The 17,601-nt window shown below is 66.5% G+C and carries 14 protein-coding genes; 5 read left to right on the top strand and 9 right to left on the bottom strand.

Annotated features, from left to right (window positions below):
• Positions 1–9: 9 nt before the first annotated feature.
• Positions 10–1,320 carry an acetyl-CoA C-acetyltransferase gene (locus FBY28_RS15015; RefSeq protein WP_141868018.1) on the bottom strand — a complete coding sequence of 437 codons (1,311 nt, stop codon included), beginning with the start codon at positions 1,318–1,320 and terminating at the stop codon, positions 10–12.
• Positions 1,321–1,366: 46 nt separating this feature from the next.
• Here FBY28_RS15015 and FBY28_RS15010 point away from each other — a divergent pair, with 46 nt between their 5' ends.
• The gene (locus tag FBY28_RS15010) at positions 1,367–2,719 is read left to right on the top strand and encodes a 3-oxoacyl-ACP reductase (RefSeq protein WP_141868016.1); all 1,353 of its coding nucleotides are present in this window, start codon (positions 1,367–1,369) and stop codon (positions 2,717–2,719) included.
• A gap of 7 nt (positions 2,720–2,726) precedes the next feature.
• Positions 2,727–3,695, top strand: a complete 969-nt coding sequence (locus FBY28_RS15005) for a MaoC/PaaZ C-terminal domain-containing protein (RefSeq protein WP_286178092.1) — start codon at positions 2,727–2,729, stop codon at positions 3,693–3,695.
• Positions 3,696–3,766: 71 nt separating this feature from the next.
• Here FBY28_RS15005 and FBY28_RS15000 read toward each other — a convergent pair whose 3' ends face one another.
• Complete coding sequence (locus FBY28_RS15000) at positions 3,767–4,366, bottom strand: TetR/AcrR family transcriptional regulator (protein WP_141868014.1); 600 nt, start codon at positions 4,364–4,366, stop codon at positions 3,767–3,769.
• Positions 4,367–4,391: 25 nt separating this feature from the next.
• Positions 4,392–5,546, bottom strand: coding sequence for a glycoside hydrolase family 3 N-terminal domain-containing protein (locus FBY28_RS14995; RefSeq protein ID WP_141868012.1), 1,155 nt, complete (start codon positions 5,544–5,546; stop codon positions 4,392–4,394).
• 102 nt (positions 5,547–5,648) lie between these two features.
• Between FBY28_RS14995 and FBY28_RS14990 the strand changes: the two genes are divergently transcribed.
• Entirely contained in the window at positions 5,649–5,822 is a 174-nt protein-coding gene (locus FBY28_RS14990) for a DUF2613 domain-containing protein (RefSeq protein WP_019511741.1), read from the top strand.
• Complete coding sequence (locus FBY28_RS14985) at positions 5,800–10,011, top strand: DUF3367 domain-containing protein (protein WP_216847713.1); 4,212 nt, start codon at positions 5,800–5,802, stop codon at positions 10,009–10,011. The genes FBY28_RS14990 and FBY28_RS14985 overlap by 23 nt, the downstream gene beginning before the upstream one ends.
• A 713-nt stretch (positions 10,012–10,724) precedes the next feature.
• Here the strand turns inward: FBY28_RS14985 and FBY28_RS14975 are convergent.
• The 4 genes from FBY28_RS14975 to FBY28_RS14960 are packed head-to-tail and all read right to left on the bottom strand — an operon-like array spanning position 10,725 to position 14,860.
• Positions 10,725–11,171 (bottom strand): DUF5078 domain-containing protein, encoded by a 447-nt coding sequence (locus FBY28_RS14975; protein WP_286178091.1) that lies wholly within the window; start codon positions 11,169–11,171, stop codon positions 10,725–10,727.
• A 22-nt stretch (positions 11,172–11,193) separates the two neighbouring features.
• Positions 11,194–11,523: a DUF732 domain-containing protein gene (locus FBY28_RS14970; protein ID WP_141868006.1), complete on the bottom strand. Its 330-nt coding sequence runs from the start codon at positions 11,521–11,523 to the stop codon at positions 11,194–11,196.
• The gene (locus FBY28_RS14965; protein WP_141868005.1) at positions 11,520–14,435 is read right to left on the bottom strand and encodes an MMPL/RND family transporter; all 2,916 of its coding nucleotides are present in this window, start codon (positions 14,433–14,435) and stop codon (positions 11,520–11,522) included. The genes FBY28_RS14970 and FBY28_RS14965 overlap by 4 nt, the downstream gene beginning before the upstream one ends.
• Entirely contained in the window at positions 14,432–14,860 is a 429-nt protein-coding gene (locus FBY28_RS14960) for an MmpS family transport accessory protein (RefSeq protein ID WP_174241636.1), read from the bottom strand. Before FBY28_RS14960 ends, FBY28_RS14965 begins: the two co-directional genes overlap by 4 nt.
• A gap of 180 nt (positions 14,861–15,040) precedes the next feature.
• On the opposite strand from FBY28_RS14960, the gene FBY28_RS14955 reads away from it, so the two are divergent.
• Positions 15,041–15,601 carry a TetR/AcrR family transcriptional regulator gene (locus FBY28_RS14955; protein ID WP_141868003.1) on the top strand — a complete coding sequence of 187 codons (561 nt, stop codon included), beginning with the start codon at positions 15,041–15,043 and terminating at the stop codon, positions 15,599–15,601.
• A 10-nt stretch (positions 15,602–15,611) separates the two neighbouring features.
• Here the strand turns inward: FBY28_RS14955 and FBY28_RS14950 are convergent, their stop codons facing one another.
• Both FBY28_RS14950 and FBY28_RS14945 read right to left on the bottom strand, forming a co-directional pair.
• Entirely contained in the window at positions 15,612–16,625 is a 1,014-nt protein-coding gene (locus tag FBY28_RS14950; protein ID WP_286178088.1) for a PDR/VanB family oxidoreductase, read from the bottom strand.
• Positions 16,626–16,678: 53 nt separating this feature from the next.
• Positions 16,679–17,575 carry a metal-dependent hydrolase gene (locus tag FBY28_RS14945; RefSeq protein WP_141867998.1) on the bottom strand — a complete coding sequence of 299 codons (897 nt, stop codon included), beginning with the start codon at positions 17,573–17,575 and terminating at the stop codon, positions 16,679–16,681.
• Positions 17,576–17,601 lie beyond the last annotated feature (26 nt).

The raw sequence follows: 17,601 nt of genomic DNA, 5'->3' as shown, positions 1-17,601 counted from the left end.
GGCGCGGGATCAGGCCTCCAGGATGGCCGTCACGCCCTGGCCGCCGGCGGCACAGATCGAGATCAGGCCGCGGACCGGTTGTCCGGTCGCTCCCCCGTTTTCTTCTTTCCTCTGCTTGAGCTGCTTGGCCAGCTGGGCGACGATGCGCCCACCGGTCGCCGCAAACGGGTGCCCCGCCGCGAGCGAGGAACCGTTGACGTTGAGCTTGGCGCGGTCGATGCTGCCCAACGCCTTGTCCAGGCCCAGCCGGTTCTTGCAGTAGTCGTCGGACTCCCAGGCGGCAAGGGTCGCCAGCACCACCGACGCGAACGCCTCGTGGATCTCGTAGAAGTCGAAATCCTGCAGGGTCAGCCCGTTGCGGGCGAGCAGTCGCGGCACCGCGTAGGTCGGCGCCATCAGCAGCCCATCGGAGCCGTTGACGTAATCCACGGCGGCGGTCTCCCCGTCGACGAAGTACGCCAGCACCGGGATGTCGTGCGCAGCGGCCCACTCATCGGAGGACAGCAGCGCCACCGACGCACCGTCGGTCAGCGGGGTGGAGTTTCCGGCCGTCATGGTGGCGTCGCCGTTGCGGACCCCGAAGACGGGCTTGAGCCTGGCCAGCTTCTCGGCCGAGGAATCGGGGCGCAGGTTGTTGTCACGGTAGACGCCGAGGAACGGCGTGACCAGATCATCGAAGAACCCGCGGTCGTAGGCCGCGGCCATGTTCCGGTGACTGGCGGCCGCCAACTCGTCCTGGTCGACGCGCTTGACGCCCATCTGCTTGGCCGTGATGGCCGCGTGCTCGCCCATCGACAGCCCGGTGCGCGGCTCGCCGTTGGTGGGGATCTCCACGCCCAGTGCGGCAGGCAGTTTGCCGACGAGCTTCAGTCGATCGGCGGTCGACTTGGCGCGGCGCAGGCTCAGCAGCACCCCGCGCAGGTCGTCACCGAAGGCGATGGGCGCGTCGGAGGTGGTGTCCACACCACCGGCCGCGGCGACCTCGTAGCGGCCCATGGCGATGCCGTCGGCGGCCGCGATCGCGGACTGCAGGCCCGTGCCACACGCCTGCTGCAGGTCGAAAGCCGGTGTGTAGGGCGACAGCGAGCTGCCGAGCACGCTTTCGCGCATCAGGTTGAAATCGCGGCTGTGCTTGAGCACGGCGCCACCGATGACGGCGTCGAGTTTCTCCCCCTTGAGGTTGAAGCGGTCGGCGAGCCCGTCCAGGACGGCGGTGAACATGTCCTGGTTGGAGGCGTTTGCGTAGGCGCCGTCGGAACGAACGAACGGGATCCGGTTTCCGCCGAGGACGGCGGCGCGGCGAGAATTCGTGTTAGCCATATCCCAATGTTACCCACAGTTCTTACTCTGGAGTAAGTTAGTCCTCATGGCATCCGACCTGTTCTCCCAAGTGGTCAATTCCGGGCCCGGATCGTTCCTGGCCAAACAACTCGGCGTCCCGCAGCCCGAAGAGCTGCGTCGCTACCGTCCGGGGCAGCCGCCGCTGAACGGCTCCCTGCTCATCGGTGGGTCGGGACGCGTCGTCGAGCCCCTGCGCACGGCGCTGGCCGACGACTACGACGTGGTCTCCAACAACATCGGTGGTCGCTGGGCCGACAAGTTCGGCGGCCTGGTGTTCGATGCGACCGGCATCAGCGAGCCCTCAGACCTCAAAGAGCTCTACGAGTTCTTCACCCCGGTGCTGCGTAACCTAGGCGCCTCCGGCCGAGTCGTCGTGATCGGCACCACCCCGACCGAGACGGCCGGTGCGCACGAACACATCGTGCAGCGCGCGCTGGAAGGGTTCACCCGCTCGCTTGGCAAGGAGCTGCAGCGCGGCGCCACCGTGTCGCTGGTCTACCTGGCCGCCGACGCCGCCCCCGGTGTCGGCGGTCTGGAATCCACCCTGCGCTTCATCCTCTCCGGCAAGTCCGCCTATGTGGACGGCCAGGTGTTCCGGGTGGGCGCCGCCGACTCGACCGCTCCCGCCGACTGGGACAAGCCCCTGGCCGGCAAGGTCGCCGTGGTGACCGGCGCCGCCCGCGGCATCGGTGCGACCATCGCGGAGGTGTTCGCCCGTGACGGTGCCGCCGTGGTGGCCGTCGACGTGCCCTCGGCCGAGGATGCACTCAAGCAGACTGCCGAGAAGGTGGGCGGCACAGCGCTGGCACTCGATGTCACCGCCGCCGACGCGGTCGACCAGATCGTCGCCCACCTCAAGGAACATCACGAGGGCACGCTCGATGTGCTGGTGAACAACGCCGGCATCACCCGCGACAAGCTGCTGGCCAATATGGACGATTCCCGCTGGGATTCGGTGATCGCGGTGAATCTCGTTGCCCCGCTTACCCTCACCGAAGGCCTGGTGGCCGCCGGTGCGCTCGCCGACGGCGGCCGGGTCATCGGGCTGTCCTCCATGGCCGGTATCGCGGGCAACCGTGGCCAGACCAACTACGCGGCAACCAAGGCCGGCATGATCGGCATCGTCGACGCACTGGCGCCCAGCCTGGCCGACAAGGGCATCACCATCAACGCCGTCGCCCCGGGGTTCATCGAGACCAAGATGACCGAGGCGATCCCGCTGGCCACCCGCGAGGTCGGCCGGCGGCTGAACTCGCTGTTCCAGGGCGGCCAACCGGTGGATGTCGCCGAAGCGATCGCCTACTTCGCCAGCCCGGCCTCGAATGCCGTGACCGGCAACACGATCCGGGTCTGCGGCCAGGCCCTGCTGGGAGCGTGATGAGCGCTTGCGCGAAGAACCGGGCAGCACCGATGAGCGCTTGCGCGAAGAACCGGGCAGCACCGATGAGCGCTTGCGCGAAGAACCGGGGAGCACCGATGAGCGCTTGCGCGAAGAACCGGAGGTACTGACGATGTCCCAGCCCAACGGTCTGTTGAACATGGCCCGCGCGGTCGCCGGGGCCCTGCCGTTCGTCCCGCGCGCCGGCGGTCTGCCCGAGCGCACCGTGCACGTACCGGAGTTGCGCATCGATCCGGCCAATGTGGCTGCCTACGCCGGGGTGACGGGGTTGCGCTTCGGCGATACGGTGCCGTTGACCTACCCGTTCGCGCTCACCTTCCCCAGCGTGATGTCGCTGGCCACGGGTTTCGATTTCCCGTTCGCGGCAATGGGTTCGGTGCACACCGAGAACCACATCACCCAGTACCGGCCGATCTCGGTCAGCGACACCCTGGACGTCCGGGTACACGCGGAAAATCTGCGCGAACACCGCAAGGGTCTGCTGGTCGACATCATCACCGAGATCAAGGTGGGCTACGACCTGGCGTGGCGGCAGACCACGACATTCCTGCACCAGCAGCGCACCAGTCTGTCCGATGAGCCGCGCCCCGAACCGCCCAAGCAGCCCAAGCTGCCGCCGCCCAACGCGGTGCTGAGCATCTCGGCCTCCCAGATCCGCTCCTACGCGGCAATCGGCGGCGACCACAATCCGATCCACACCAGCACCGTGGGCGCCAAGCTGTTCGGCTTCCCGACCGCGATCGCGCACGGGATGTTCAGTGCTGCTGCGGTACTGGCGAACATCGAGGGTCAGCTACCCGATGCGGTGACGTACTCGGTGCGGTTCGGCAAGCCGGTGCTGCTGCCCGCGAAAGCCGGGTTGTATGTGGAGAGCACCGACAGCGGCTGGGAACTGGCCTTGCGACACCTCTTGAAGGGCTACCCGCACCTGACCGCGACGGTCGCCGCGCTCTGAACGGACGGCGCCGAATCTGAGGGCGATCACGCGACAGGATCGAATTCGCGCCATCGTCTTCGGATTCGGCGTCAGCCGGGGGTCGGTCTGCCCTTCAGGCCGCGCCAGAACAGATTGATCATCAGCTCGGTCGCCTCGGCCACATCGGCATCCCCGGAGCTGACCCGGTCGGCGATCGCCTCGCCCGCGCCCACCAGTGCCACCGCCATCATGTTGAAATCGGCATCCGGTTCCGGGTTGCGCGTGCCCGATTGCAGCAGCCGACCGACCAGATCGATGATGCGCTCGCGGCCCTCACGAACGGTGTGGGCGAACGCCTGAGAGCTGGTGGCCTGGCTGTACAGCACGATCCAGGACGCGCGGTGGGCGTCTATATAGCCGAGGAACGCACGAACGGCGTTATTCAACATATCTTTTGGGCTCAGCGTGAAGTCGATCTTGCCGCGCACCTCGTCGACGAAACGGTTCAGCTCGCGGTCGAGGCAGGCCCCGAACAGGTCCTCCTTGGACCCGTAGTAGAGGTAGAGCATCGGCTTGGAAATCTGCGCCTCGGCCGCGATGGCATCCATCGACGTCTCGTGATAGCCGTTGATGGAGAACATCTGCACCGCGGCATCGAGCATCTGCTGCTCGCGTACCGCGCGAGGCAATCGCTTCGTTCCTCCGGCCATCGGAACAGATTACGGCCGGATGGGCCTAGCAGTTGGGATTGGGGCCCTTGGACGCCGCCACCCGTCGCAACGAATCGTCGACCTTCGCCTGCGGCAGCTCACCCGAGGCGACGGCCTGCTCGAGGCGGTCCAGCACCGCGGGAACCTCGGCGGTGGTGATCCACAGGGCGATATCCGCACCCGCCTGCAGCGATTTCAGCACCGCCTCGGCAACTCCGTACTGCTGATTGATCGCCGCCATGCTCGACAGATCGTCGGTGAACACCACACCACCGAAACCGAATTCGTTGCGCAACAGACCATAGGCGGCCGGGCTCAGGCTGGCCTGCTCATTGCCGGTCAGTCCGGGCACCTGCATGTGGCCCACCATCACCGCCACCGGCGGCTGGTTGACCAGGGTGCGGTAGGGAACCAGATCGCTGGTCTGCAGTTCGGCCAGCGGCGGGGTCGATACCGCGCCGGTGTGGGAATCCCCGGCCGCGCGACCGTGCCCGGGGAAATGCTTGAGCACCGGCAGGACGCCGGCGTCGCGCAGACCGCGGGCGTAGGCGCCGGCGTAGGCGGTCACCGTCTCGGGATCGTCGCCGAACGACCGATCACCGATGGCGGCGCTCTCCTGCGTCAGATCGACCACGGGAGCGAAATCGACGGTGATACCCAGTCCGCGCATGGCCCGGCCGCGTTCGAGCGCGATGCCGTACACCTCGTCGGGAGACTTGGTCTCGGCGAGCACCCGGGCCGGGGGCTGGCTGCCGATCAGGGCGGACAACCGCGAGACCCGGCCGCCCTCCTCGTCGACGCTGACCCCCAGCGGCAGGGCCCTCGCCGACGCCGCGATCTGGGCGAGCGGCGCACCGAGCATGGACTTGTCGGTCCAGCTGCCGATCATGATGCCGCCGACCTTGTGATCGGTCACGGCGGCCTGCGCATCGGCGGCGTTGCTGACGCCCACCATCAACAACTGGGCCAGCTTGTCGCGGGTGGACAGCGAGGCGATATCGCCACACACCTGCGGGCCCGGTGCGGCAGGCAGCGGCCGATCCAGTGAGGCGTTGGTCGGTGTCGCAGCGGTGCTCTGCGAGACCGAAGCCGTGGCGGTGTCCTCGGTGGGGGCCGGCGCGCAGGCCACCAGCAGCGCGGACAGTGCGGTCAGGGCACCCAGGGTGCGTGACGTCGACATGGGTCCCCACAGTAACGGGGCGGTCCGATCCCGGGGGCCGGGCGGCCGGAACGCCCTTCGGGCAGCACTCGCCCGTTCGTTCCGGCGTGCTAGGTTGGCCGCATGGATCGGTTCGTCGTGCCCGCCGCTGCCAGCCTGGTGGTCGGCCTTCTCCTCGGCGCGGCCGCCATCTTCGGTGTGACCCTGATGGTCCAGCAGGACACCAAGCCCCCCGTGCAGTCCGGGGATCCGGCGTCGTCGGTGCTCAACCGCGTTGAATACGGCGACCGGGCCTAGCCCGGGCGCGCCCCTCGCCGACACAGCACTATCGCGGCGGTGGCTATGGCTGGTCGGCACGTTCTTCCTGGTACTGACCTTCCTGCAGGCCCCCGGGCGGATCGCGCCCGACACCAAACTCGATCTCACCGCCAATCCGCTGCGCTTCCTGGCGCGGGCAGGCGATCTGTGGAACAGCGAACTGCCGTTCGGGCAGGCGCAGAACCAGGCGTACGGCTACCTGTTCCCGCACGGCGCGTTCTTCCTGGCCGGTGATCTCCTCGGCGTCCCCGGCTGGGTGACCCAGCGCCTGTGGTGGGCACTGCTGCTGACGGTCGGCTTCTGGGGCCTACTGCGCGTCGCGGAGGCGCTCGGTATCGGCACGACCGCCGCACGCGTCGTCGCCGCCGGCGCCTTCGCCCTCTCCCCCCGGGTGTTGACGACCCTGGGCGCGATCTCCTCCGAGACGCTGCCGATGATGCTGGCTCCCTGGGTGCTGCTACCGGTGATCTACGTGCTGCGCGGCGATCCGCGGATCCGATTGCTCGCGGCCCGCTCCGCGGCTGCCGTCGCCCTGATGGGCGCTGTCAACGCCGTGGCGACGCTCACCGGGTGCCTGGCCGCCATCATCTGGTGGGCCGCGCACAAACCCAACCGCCAGTGGTGGCGGTTCACCGGGTGGTGGCTGGGCTGCACCGCGCTCGCCGTCACCTGGTGGGCGGTCGCGCTGGTGCTGCTTGGCCGGATCAGCCCACCCTTCCTGGACTACATCGAATCCTCCGGGGTGACGACGCGATGGCTGTCGCTGACCGAGATGCTGCGCGGCACCGACAGCTGGACGCCGTTCGTCGCGCCCACCGCGACGGCCGGTTCGCCGCTGGTGACCGGATCGGTCGCGGTGCTCGCCACCACGTTGGTCGCGGCGGCGGGGCTGGCCGGGCTGGCGATGGCCGGTATGCCGTCCCGCGGCCGGTTGATCCTCATCCTCTTCGTCGGTGTCACCGCACTGGCGGTCGGCTATTCCGGTGGGCTCGGGTCACCGATCGCCGCTGGAGTGCAACTGTTCCTCGATGCCGACGGCACCCCGCTGCGCAATGTGCACAAGCTGGAACCACTGCTGCGGTTGCCGATCGCCCTCGGCCTTGCGCACCTGCTGGGCCGGATCCCGCTGCCGGGCAGCGTGTCCCGCCGCACCTGGGTCGACGCCTTCGCCCATCCGGAGCGTGACCGACGGGTCGCGGTGGGCATCGTGATCCTGACCGCGCTGGCGGCCGGGACCTCGCTGGCCTGGACCGGCAGGCTCACACCGCCGGGCAGCTTCGAGGCCATCCCGGCGCACTGGCACGACACCGCGGCATGGCTGGATGAGCACAACACCGACGGGGGCCGGGTCCTGGTCGCACCGGGCGCTCCGTTCGCCACCCAGGTCTGGGGCAACAGCCACGACGAACCGCTGCAGGTGCTCGGCCACAGTCCGTGGGGAGTGCGCGACTCCATCCCGCTCACGCCACCGGAGACCATCCGTGCCCTCGATTCGGTACAGCGCCTGTTCGCGGCCGGCCGACCGTCCGCGGGCCTGGCCGACATCCTTGCCCAGCAGAACATCTCGTTCGTGGTCGTCCGCAACGACCTGGACCCCGAGGCCTCGCGCTCGGCGCGTCCGCTGCTCGTACACCGGGTGATGGACAACTCCCCCGGACTGACCAGGGTCGCCGAATTCGGTGACCCCGTCGGCCCCGGCACCCTGGACGGGTTCGTCAGCGACAGCGGATTGCGCCCGCGTTATCCGGCGGTCGAGATCTACCGCGTCGACGACGCCCACCCCGGTCCGTACGTGACCGACGCCGACACGCTCGCACGCGTCGACGGTGGCCCGGAAGCACTGCTGCGCATCGCAGAACGTCGCCGATTGGCCGGCCAGCAGCCGCTCGGGCCGATGCTGCTGACCGCCGATGCCCAACGCGCGGGCTTGCCCACCCCGCTGGTCACCGTCACCGATACCCCGGTGGCACGCGAGACCGACTACGGGCGGGTGGACCACCACTCCTCGGAGATGCGTGCGGCCGGCGACCTGCGGCACACCTTCAACCGGGTGATGGATTACCCCGCCGGCACCGACCCGCTGTATGCACGCTGGGAGGGTGGCCGGCTCAGCGTCTCCAGTTCCGCCGCGGATTCCACTGCGCTGCCCGATGTCTCGCCCGCCGCCGGCCCTGCCGCCGCGATCGATGCGGACTCCTCGACCAGCTGGGTGTCCAGTTCTCTGCAGAGTGCGGTGGGCCAGTGGATGCAGATCGATTTCGACAATCCGGTCACCAACGCCGCGATCACCATCACCCCCAGTGCGACGGCCGTCGGCGCACAGGTCCGCCGCATCGAGGTGTCCACCGTCAACGGCAGCACCACCCTGCGCTTCGATCAGCCGGGTAAACCGCTTGCCGCCGCCTTGCCGTTCGGTGAGACACCTTGGGTACGGATCACCGCCGTCGGCACCGACGACGGCTCGCCGGGTGTCCAATTCGGCATCACCGATCTGAGCGTCACCCAGTACGACGCATCGGGTTTCGCGCACCAGATACCGCTCCGGCGAACCCTCGATGTCCCCGGTCCACCCCCGGGGGCCGCGGTGGCCCAATGGGATCTGGGCTCGGAACTGCTGGGCAGGCCCGGCTGCGCGGACGGCCCGGAGGCGGTGCACTGCGCCGCGACCATGGGTCTGTCGCCCGAGGAGCCGGTCAACATCAGCCGCACCCTGACCATCCCGACCGACACCGAAGCCACCCCCACGGTGTGGGTCCGGGCCCGGCAGGGGCCGCGGTTGGCAGATCTCATCCATTCCCCCGGAACGGTCCGGGCATCCGGGGAATCCGATCTGATCGACGTTCTGGGATCCGCCTACGCCGCCACCGACGGTGATCCGCGCACGTCCTGGACCGCGCCGCAGAACGGTGTCGCACAACGCAAACCGGCGACCCTGACCCTGTCGCTGCCCCGTCGCACCGAGGTCGCGGCTTTGACGCTCACTCCGAGTATCACCGATGTGCCTGCCCACCCCACCCTGGTGGCGGTCGACCTCGGTGCCGGACCCCAGCTGCGCCGGCTGACCGGCGACGGACCCCAAACCATCGACCTCACACCCACGGTGACCGACACCGTGACGCTGTCGATTCTGGGCTGGCGCGATGTCATCGACCGCACCGCGCTGGGGTTCGATCAGCTCAAGCCGCCAGGCCTGGCCGAGGTACAGGTGCGCGATGCGGCGGGCCGACCGATCGGCGCGGCCGGCCCGGTCGATCGTGAGCGAACCATCGAAGTTCCGTGTGGGCGCGGACCGATCATCGGTGCGGCAGGGCAGTTCGTGCAGACCTCGGTGCGCACCACCGTCGGCGCGCTGCTGGACAACGAACCGATAGCCGCCACGCCGTGCCGAACCGGCGGCATCGCATTGCCCAAGGGGCAGCAGGAAGTGGTGATCAGCGCCGGTGAGACGTTCGTGGTGGACGGCATCGCACTGAGCACCCCACGTGCCGCCGAAGTACGTCCCGCGCAGGTGGTTCCGGCCGATGTCGGCATCTGGACCGCAGATCATCGCGAGGTGCGTGTGCGGCCCGCGGACCGCGACCGGGTCATCGTGATCCCCGAGAGTCGAAATGCCGGCTGGGTCGCCCACACCGAGGACGGAACTTCGCTGCGTGCGATCACCGTCAACGGATGGCAGCAGGGCTTTATCGTCCCAGCGGGCGCGCAGGGCACGGTTAACCTGACCTTCCCGTCGAACCTCACCTACCGGATCGGGCTGTTCGGCGGGTTGGCCCTGCTACCGATATTGGCGATGCTGGCCCTCTTGCCGAGCCGGCGATCGGTTGGCGCCCAGCCCGTTTCGACCTGGCAGCCCCGACCGGCGATCCTGGTGGCCGCCGCGGTCGCGGCGGGCACGCTGATCAGTGGTGTCGCCGGCGCGGTCGTGGTCGGCGCCGCCATCGGGCTTCGCTACCTTCTTGCCCGGCGGCCCGGACTGGCCGAGAAGGTGACCATCGGATTCACCGCCGGTGGGCTGATCGCGGCGGGGGCGGTGTTGTCGCGCAATCCGTGGCGCTCGGTGGACGGGTACGTCGGCCACTCCGCCGGTGTACAGCTACTGGCGCTGATCTCGGTGGCGGCGTTGGCCGCATCCACCGTGACGTTCAACCGGGGGCCCCTGCGAGAATGAGCGCACCACCGAGGATGCTCGGCTCGGTCCGCACCCGTACGTGCATTATCGACTGCACCGGTGCAGCGATCTGAATCGCCTGATCGCCTTGACGGATCTGCCCACCTGGCCGACGTCGTGTCCTCTGCCAGGGGTCCTTCTAGTGCTGAGCGTCGAGCAGGGCGCTCAATCGCGCAGCGAGGGCTAGCCCTTCGCGATCCAGGCCGTCGCAGATATCTGCGCAAACCTCTGCGCGTGAGCTTCTTTCGAACGCGAATCCCCAGACAGCAGGAGCGACGGCATCATCGAGGTGCCTGCGCGCGCAGTCCTCGACAACCGCAGTGAGGTCACCATGGCCGCAGCGACGCAGGGCGACGTTGATTTCGTCCCGGACCCTGGAGTAGGTATGTCGCGCATACACCTCACCGGGAATCTGGTCACCTCGGAAATCACCGAGATCTCCGCTGCCGGTATCGAACAAGCCACGGGCGAATCGTTCGAAGGTCGCGTATCCCGCTCCTGTGGTGACGGTCGATATCCAGGCAATGAGCCGGGCCCGTTGTCTCGCACCCAGCTGAGGCCGCACAGTGCGGAATCGTTGCGAGAACTGCGAGGTCATGGCCGCGAAGTCGCATTTCCGGGCGCTGGGCTTCGGAAGAGGTTGGCGGGGCCGTTTCCGGGGGCCCCACTGCCTTGCCGAATCACCGGGTTCACGGCGATCTGGGCCGGGATGATCACCACACCCATACCGAGGGGTCGTCGGGTGCGTAGTTCGCGCAGATGTCGGTGGTATGCGCCGCTACACCCTTGTTGTTGAAGAAGATCTTCGCCCAGTTGGGCCAGTTCCAGGACAGCTGTTCGTAGAACGCGTTGGTCGCGGTGTCCTCCGAATAGGCCCGCCGCCCCGCGTAATCCATGGAGTAGAACCAGTGGATGCGGTCACGCACCGCCCGCTGCACCTCTGGCGATTTGTTGTTGTAGTCGATCATGTACCGCTCGTAGTAGACCGGTTCGACATCCCTTGCGGCGGCCAGGATCTGCTCAGCGGTGCACGTCGTGTGCAGCATGCGTCGCGGTATCGGGTAGTCCTCGGTGGCGTCGGCGCGGGTGAGTGCCGCGACCGCGACGGCGAAGGCCGCGAGCAGAACGACGATGGCCAGGACCATCCCGATTGCACGCAACGCTCGCGCCGGCCATGAGCGCTCAGGGTCGCGAGGCAGCATCGAGCTGGCCGAGCTGGTGTGGGCAGTACGTTCGTAGTCCCGCGGCCAGGAACTGCCAGGATTGCTCCGTCGAGGAGTCGCCGTCGAGATTGGTGTGGACGAATGCGGCTGCTTCATGAGCATTGTCATCGACTCCTCGATCCAATCGTTTACAGGCGATCTTGGCCAGCCAGGCGTTGTGGTCGCGCTGACCGTAGATGCCATAGGTGTGCAGCTCTCGCGCGAAATCGATATCGCGATCCGCCGATGCCGGCGGGGCGAGTGCCACCGCTGCCGCGAGGACACCGACGATCAACGACGGCCACTTCACGACGTCACCCCTGTCGCTGGATCGGTTTGCAGCCGTGGCGGATTGGGCCACGGGGCCGGCACCGGTCGCACCCGGATGCGTTGTGGCCACCAGAACCATCGGCCGAGCAGGTTGGCGATCGACGGCGTCATGAACGATCGGACCACCACGGTGTCGAAGAACAGACCGAGCCCGATGGTGGTGCCCACCTGACCGATCACCCTCAGGTCACTGACTGCCATCGCCATCATGGTGAGGGCGAACAGCGCCGCGGCCGCGGTGACCGTCGATCCGCTACCTCCCAAGGTGCGGATGATCCCGGTCTTGACCCCGGCCCCGACCTCTTCTTTGAGCCGCGAGATGACCAGCAGGTTGTAGTCGGCGCCCACGGCCAACAGGATGATCATGGCCATCGGCAGCACCATCCAGTGCAGCTCAAGCCCGATCAGGTGCTGCCAGATCAGCACCGATATACCGAACGAGGCGCACAGCGACATACCGACCGCGAACACGATCACCGCCGCGGCCACGATCGCCCTGGTGATGATCAGCATGATCAGGAAGATCAACCCCAGTGCGGCGATGCCGGCGATCATCAGGTCGTATCTCGTGCCGTCGGCCATGTCCTTGAAGGTCGACGCCGTACCACCGAGGTAAATGCGCGCACCCTCCAGCGGCGTGCCCTTCAGCGCTTCCTTGGCGGCTTCCTTGATCGCATCAATCTTCTTGATGCCGTCGGCCGACATGGGGTCGCCCTCATGGGCGATGATGAACCGCACGGCGTTGCCATTCGGTGAGATGAACTGCTCGATGCCCCGCTTGAAGTCTGCGTTCTCGAAGGCCTCGGGCGGTAGGTAGAACGAGTCGTCGTTCTTGGCGGTGTCGAAGGCTTCCCCCATTGCCCTGGAGTCCTTCTGCATCTCGATCATCTGCTGCTGCATGCCGTTCTGCGTTTGGTACGTGGTCAGCATCATCTGCTTGACCGACTTCATGGTGTCGATCATCGCGGGCATGAGCGCCGTCATCTGCGGCATGAGCGCGTTCAAGCGCTCCATATCCGGGATCATTCCCTGGATGCCGTCGGTCATCGTGTCGATACCGTCGAGCGCGTCGAAGATCGACCGCATCGCCGAGCAGATCGGGATGTTGTAGCAGTGCGGTTCCCAGTAGAAGTAATTGCGCATCGGCCGGAAGAAATCGTCGAATTCGGCCATCTTGTCGCGTACTTCGCTGATCGAGATCGCCATAACCTTCATCTTGGCGACCATGTCGTTGGTCGTACTTGCCATCTCGACGGTGATCGACTGCATCTTCTCCAAGTTGTCGATGTTCTTCTGCATATCGTCGGCCTGCTTGAGCATGTCGGCCGTGCGGTCGCCCTGGAACTGCTCGTTGAGCTTGTTCAGCGCGCTCTGCTGCGACATGGCATAGGGAATGGTGGTGTGCTCGATGGGTAGCCCGTCCGGACGGGTGATCGTTTGCACCCGACCGATACCCGGCACCCGGAAGATGTTCTTGGCCACCTTGTCGATGACCAGAAAGTCCGCGGGATTACGCAGGTCCTTGTCGGTCTCGATCATCAGCACCTCGGGATTGAGTCGGGTGGGGGAGAAATGCCGTTCGGCGGCGGCGTAGCCCTGATTGGAGGGAAGGTCCGCCGGCATGTAGAGGCGATCGTTGTAGCTGGTCTGATAGCTGGGGATGGCGACCAAGCCGATCAGGGACACCGCGAGACTTGCCACCAGGATCGGTCCGGGCCAGCGCACCACCGCCGTGCCGACCTTGCGCCAACGCGAGGCCCGCACAACGCGTTTCGGATCGAGCAATCCGAAGCGGCTACCGATGGTCACCAAGGCCGGACCGAACGTCATGGCATAGCCGATCAGCACCAGCATGCCGATGGCCAGCGGGATACCGAGGGTCTGGAAGTACGGCAGCCGCGTGAAACTCAGGCAGAATGTCGCACCCGCGATCGTCAGCCCCGACCCGACCACCACATGGGCGGTGCCACCGAACATCTTGTAGTAGGCGACTTCTCGATCGGCGCCTTTACCACGTTCCTCCTGATATCGGCCGATCAGGAAGATGGCGTAGTCCACCGCGATGGCGATGGCGAGGGTGACCACCAGAGATGTCGCGAAGGTGGAGAGTCCGATGATGTGGTGATAACCCAGGAATGCGATGACACCGCGCACCGTGGCCAGACCGAGCAGCAGCATCGTCATAATCAGTGCCGTGGTGATGATCGACCGGAAGTAGATGATCAGGAAGGTGAAGATGACGGCCATCGTGAGTGCCTCGATGGTCCGCATGCTGTTGTGTCCGGCCTCCTGCTGATCGGACGCCAGCGCCGATCCACCCGTCACATATGCCGTGACACCGTCGGGGGCCGGGGTGTCGGCGATGATCTGCCGCACCGCGGCCACCGACTCGTTCGATTTGGCCTCGCCCTGGTTCCCGGACAGATAGACCTGCACATAGGCGGCCTTGCCGTCACCGCTCTGGGCGCCGGTGGCGGTCAGCGGATCACTCCACAGGTCCTGGATGTGTTCCACGTGCTCGGTATCGGCCCGCAACCGCTTCACCAGCTCGGCGTAGTAGTCCCGCGCCGGCGCCTCCAGCTTTTCCTGCCCCTCCAGGACCACCATGACCGAACTGTCTGACTTGTACTCCTCGAACACCTCGCCGACTCGCTGGGTGGCGATGGCCGCCGGCGCACCCTTCGGGCTCATCGAGACCGACCGCAGCTCACCGACCTTCTCCAGCTGGGGAGTGGAGACATTGAGGAAGATCGCCAGTCCCAGCCAGGCGATCATGATCGGCACCGACAGCTTGCGCAGGATGTTCGCGATCCTGCCGAAATGTTCGGAGCGGTAGACGGGCACGGCAACCGGAATCTCTTCGGTTATGGGGTCCGCGTGCTTGCCGCTCATGCGGATTTCACGATGCAGTAGGTCTGGGCGTTGTAGCCGTCGACGACCCGCTCGGCCATCAACTCGTCGTCCACGAAAACGCGGCAGCCCAGCGAGTTCGCATCGCCCTGGGCAACCAGGGTGGTCGCCGTCGACGGGTCGGTCGTGGACAGGATCATCGTCCACGGCAAAGGAACGCCCTTGGCCTGTTGCGGTACCGCATCAAGGTCCAGGTAACTGATGTCCACCACGGCGCCGGGACTACCGAAGACCTCCATACGCACGACCTTCTTGTTGAAACGTTCGGCATCGCCGGCGAAGTTCTGCGGGACCACGATCACCGGGTCGGCACCGAAGATCCCCCTGATCTGCCAGACGGCCACTGCACCGACACAGAGGACCGCGACAATCACCATCGGCAACCAGTTGCGCGCCAGCACCTTCATGCCCCAACCCTTCGATTTGGCAGATCTGAGCCACACGATTGACTGACTGAACTTAACCATTCGTATGAGTTCAATCAACCAGTGGAAGCTTATGTGTGACCCACATGATGCGGTGGATTCGCTGTGATCGCCGTCGCACCATGGGTGGCCGGTAACCTGCAGACAAGGAGGTGCTCACCCATGGCAAAGCCCGTCGCCGCCCGGGGCTTCGCGCGGGAACGCGTGGTGGATGCGGCCTTGGAGCTGTTCGTCCAGCACGGTGTTCGCGGCACGTCGATCCAGATGATCGCCTCGCGACTGGGGGTCACCAAGGCCTCGGTGTACTACCAGTTCCAATCCAAGGACGACATCGTGCTGGCGGTTGCCCAGCCGATCCTCGACGATATCGAGCACGTGCGGCGTATCGCCGACGCCCTGCCCACCGACGAGGCGCGTCGCGATGTCGCGATGAGCGGTCTGATCGACCTGGCCATCCGACACCGACAGGTGGCCAATGTTCTCTACGGCGATCCCGCGATGCGCGAGCTGATGGTGACCCATGAATCGATGAGGCAGTGTGTCGACGGCTTCACCAAGCTACTGACGGGTGCCTCCACCAACCGTACCCAGCTGGTCGCGATGACACTACTGACGGCCGGCATCTACTGCTGCACAACCGATCCCAGGATCGCCGAGCTCACCGACGAGGAGCTGCGGGCCGAGCTGGAGACGGTGGTCAAGACCTTCACCAGCGCCATGTGAGCAGACCTTCTCAGAGATCGAGGACCAGACGCCCGCTCGCCGAACGAGATACGCAGGCCAACATCGAATTCGCCCGCTCGGCGGCGGTGAGCCGGACATCGCGGTGCTCAGGTGTTCCCGACAGCACGCCTACCCGGCAGGTCCCGCAGAACCCCTGCTTGCAGGAGTACGCGACATCGGGCCGTACCCGCACGAGCGCGTCGAGCAGCGACTCGTCGGCGGCAACGGTGGCGACCTCACCGGTGCTGGAAATCTCTATCTCGAACGCGGTGCCATCGGTGACCGGTGGCGCGCTGAAACGTTCGAAATGCAGTGCCGAGGCCGGGGATCGATCGAAATCGCCGCGGACCGTCTCGATCATGGGCGGCGGGCCGCAGACGTAGACCGCCCCGCCGGGCGCGGCGCGCCCGAGCAGGTCCGCAGGCGTAGGTATCCCGTGTTCCTCGTCCAGGCGGACCGTCACCCGCTCCGGATCCCACTGCCATATCTCGTCGAGGAACGGGATGGTGTCGGCGCTACGCCCGCAGTAGACGAAATGCCAGTCGGTGCCCAGTCGTTGGGCCGCACGCACCATCGGCAGGATCGGCGTGATGCCGATACCACCCGCGATATAGAGCGCCCGCTCATAGGGAATGAACGGGAAACCGTTGCGTGGTCCGCGGACCGTGACCGTGTCGCCGACGCGCAGATCGTGCATCTCCAGAGATCCCCCACCACCGTGGGGGATCTTGCGCACGGCGATACGGTAACGGTCCCGATCCTGCGGGTCCCCGCACAGCGAGTATTGCCTGCGGCGTCCCGACGGCAGATGGAGGTCGAGGTGACTGCCTGGCTGCCAGCCCGGCAGATCGCCACCGTCCGGCGCGGAAAAAGTCAGCGCCACAACGTCTTTGTCATGGGCGACGATCTCCCGCCCGCGCAGTTGCAGCGTCATCGGATCGTGCGGGGTCCGATCTGCCCGCTCATCGGCATAATCAGCCTTGACGACTCGGTTCAGCCAGAAACGGTCGAGCAGGGTGACCACGAAATTGGTCGCCCTGTCATCGATCGGTGAACCAAGCGGCGGAGCGGCCCGCTTCACTTGACTGCGGCGCGCGCGGCGGGCGAGGAAGCCAGATAGGCAACCGCCTGCGCGGTGTCGCCGACATCGCCGGGGTGGTACCGCGGCGAGAAGTACTGCAGCCCACGCCAGGTGGTGTGCATGACCGACGGTGCGACACCGCGGCGTCCGGATCGGATCAATCCGCGCCAGATCGCCCTGCGCTTACGCGCCGACATCTTCAGGTTCGGGTCGACACGCATCAGGTAGCGGGTGGCCTGCCACAACAAGTACAGCAGCATCGGCCCGGCCACCACCTGCGCCCACGCCCGGCGGGCGTAGTTGTGATCGAAGTAGCGCAGCACGTCATGGGACACCATGCGGTGCTCCACTTCCTCGGCGCCGTGCCAGCGCAACAGGTCGACGATCGTCGGGTCGGCGGTGTCGGCATTGAGGCGCTTGGCGTTGAGCACCCAATCGCCGAGGAAGGAGAAGATGTGCTCGAGGGCGGCCATCACGGCCAGCCGCTCGACCATGTAGTTGTGCGCCTTGGCACCCTTGACCGAACGCGGCCCCAGCAGGCTGCCGAACACCCAGTTGGCACGATCGATCACCGGAGTCGGGTCGATACCGTGGCGCTCCAGGTATTCATAGATGCCGGAGTGGGCGGTGGCGTGCATCGCCTCCTGGCCCATGAATCCGATGACATCCTCGCGCAGCTTCTCGTCGTGGATCCGCGGCAGCGCCTCCTTGAGCAGCTCGATGAACCATTCCTCGCCGGCGGGTAGCAGCAGGCTCAGCCCGTTGTAGAGGTGACTGGCGTAGGGATCGCCATAGACGCACTGCGCGGGCACATCGCTGAGATCGAACTGCACCGCGCGCGCGTGCAGAGCGATCTGAGCACTGTCCGGGGTATCGGTGTCCAACAGCTCCATCGGCAAAACGGTACCCCTGGTACCGG

This window comes from Arthrobacter sp. SLBN-53 (assembly GCF_006715585.1).
In the GTDB taxonomy this organism is placed as follows: domain Bacteria; phylum Actinomycetota; class Actinomycetes; order Mycobacteriales; family Mycobacteriaceae; genus Mycobacterium; species Mycobacterium neoaurum_A.
The sequence above is the reverse complement of the archived record's forward strand: the minus strand, read 5'-3'. Positions and strand labels throughout refer to the sequence as shown.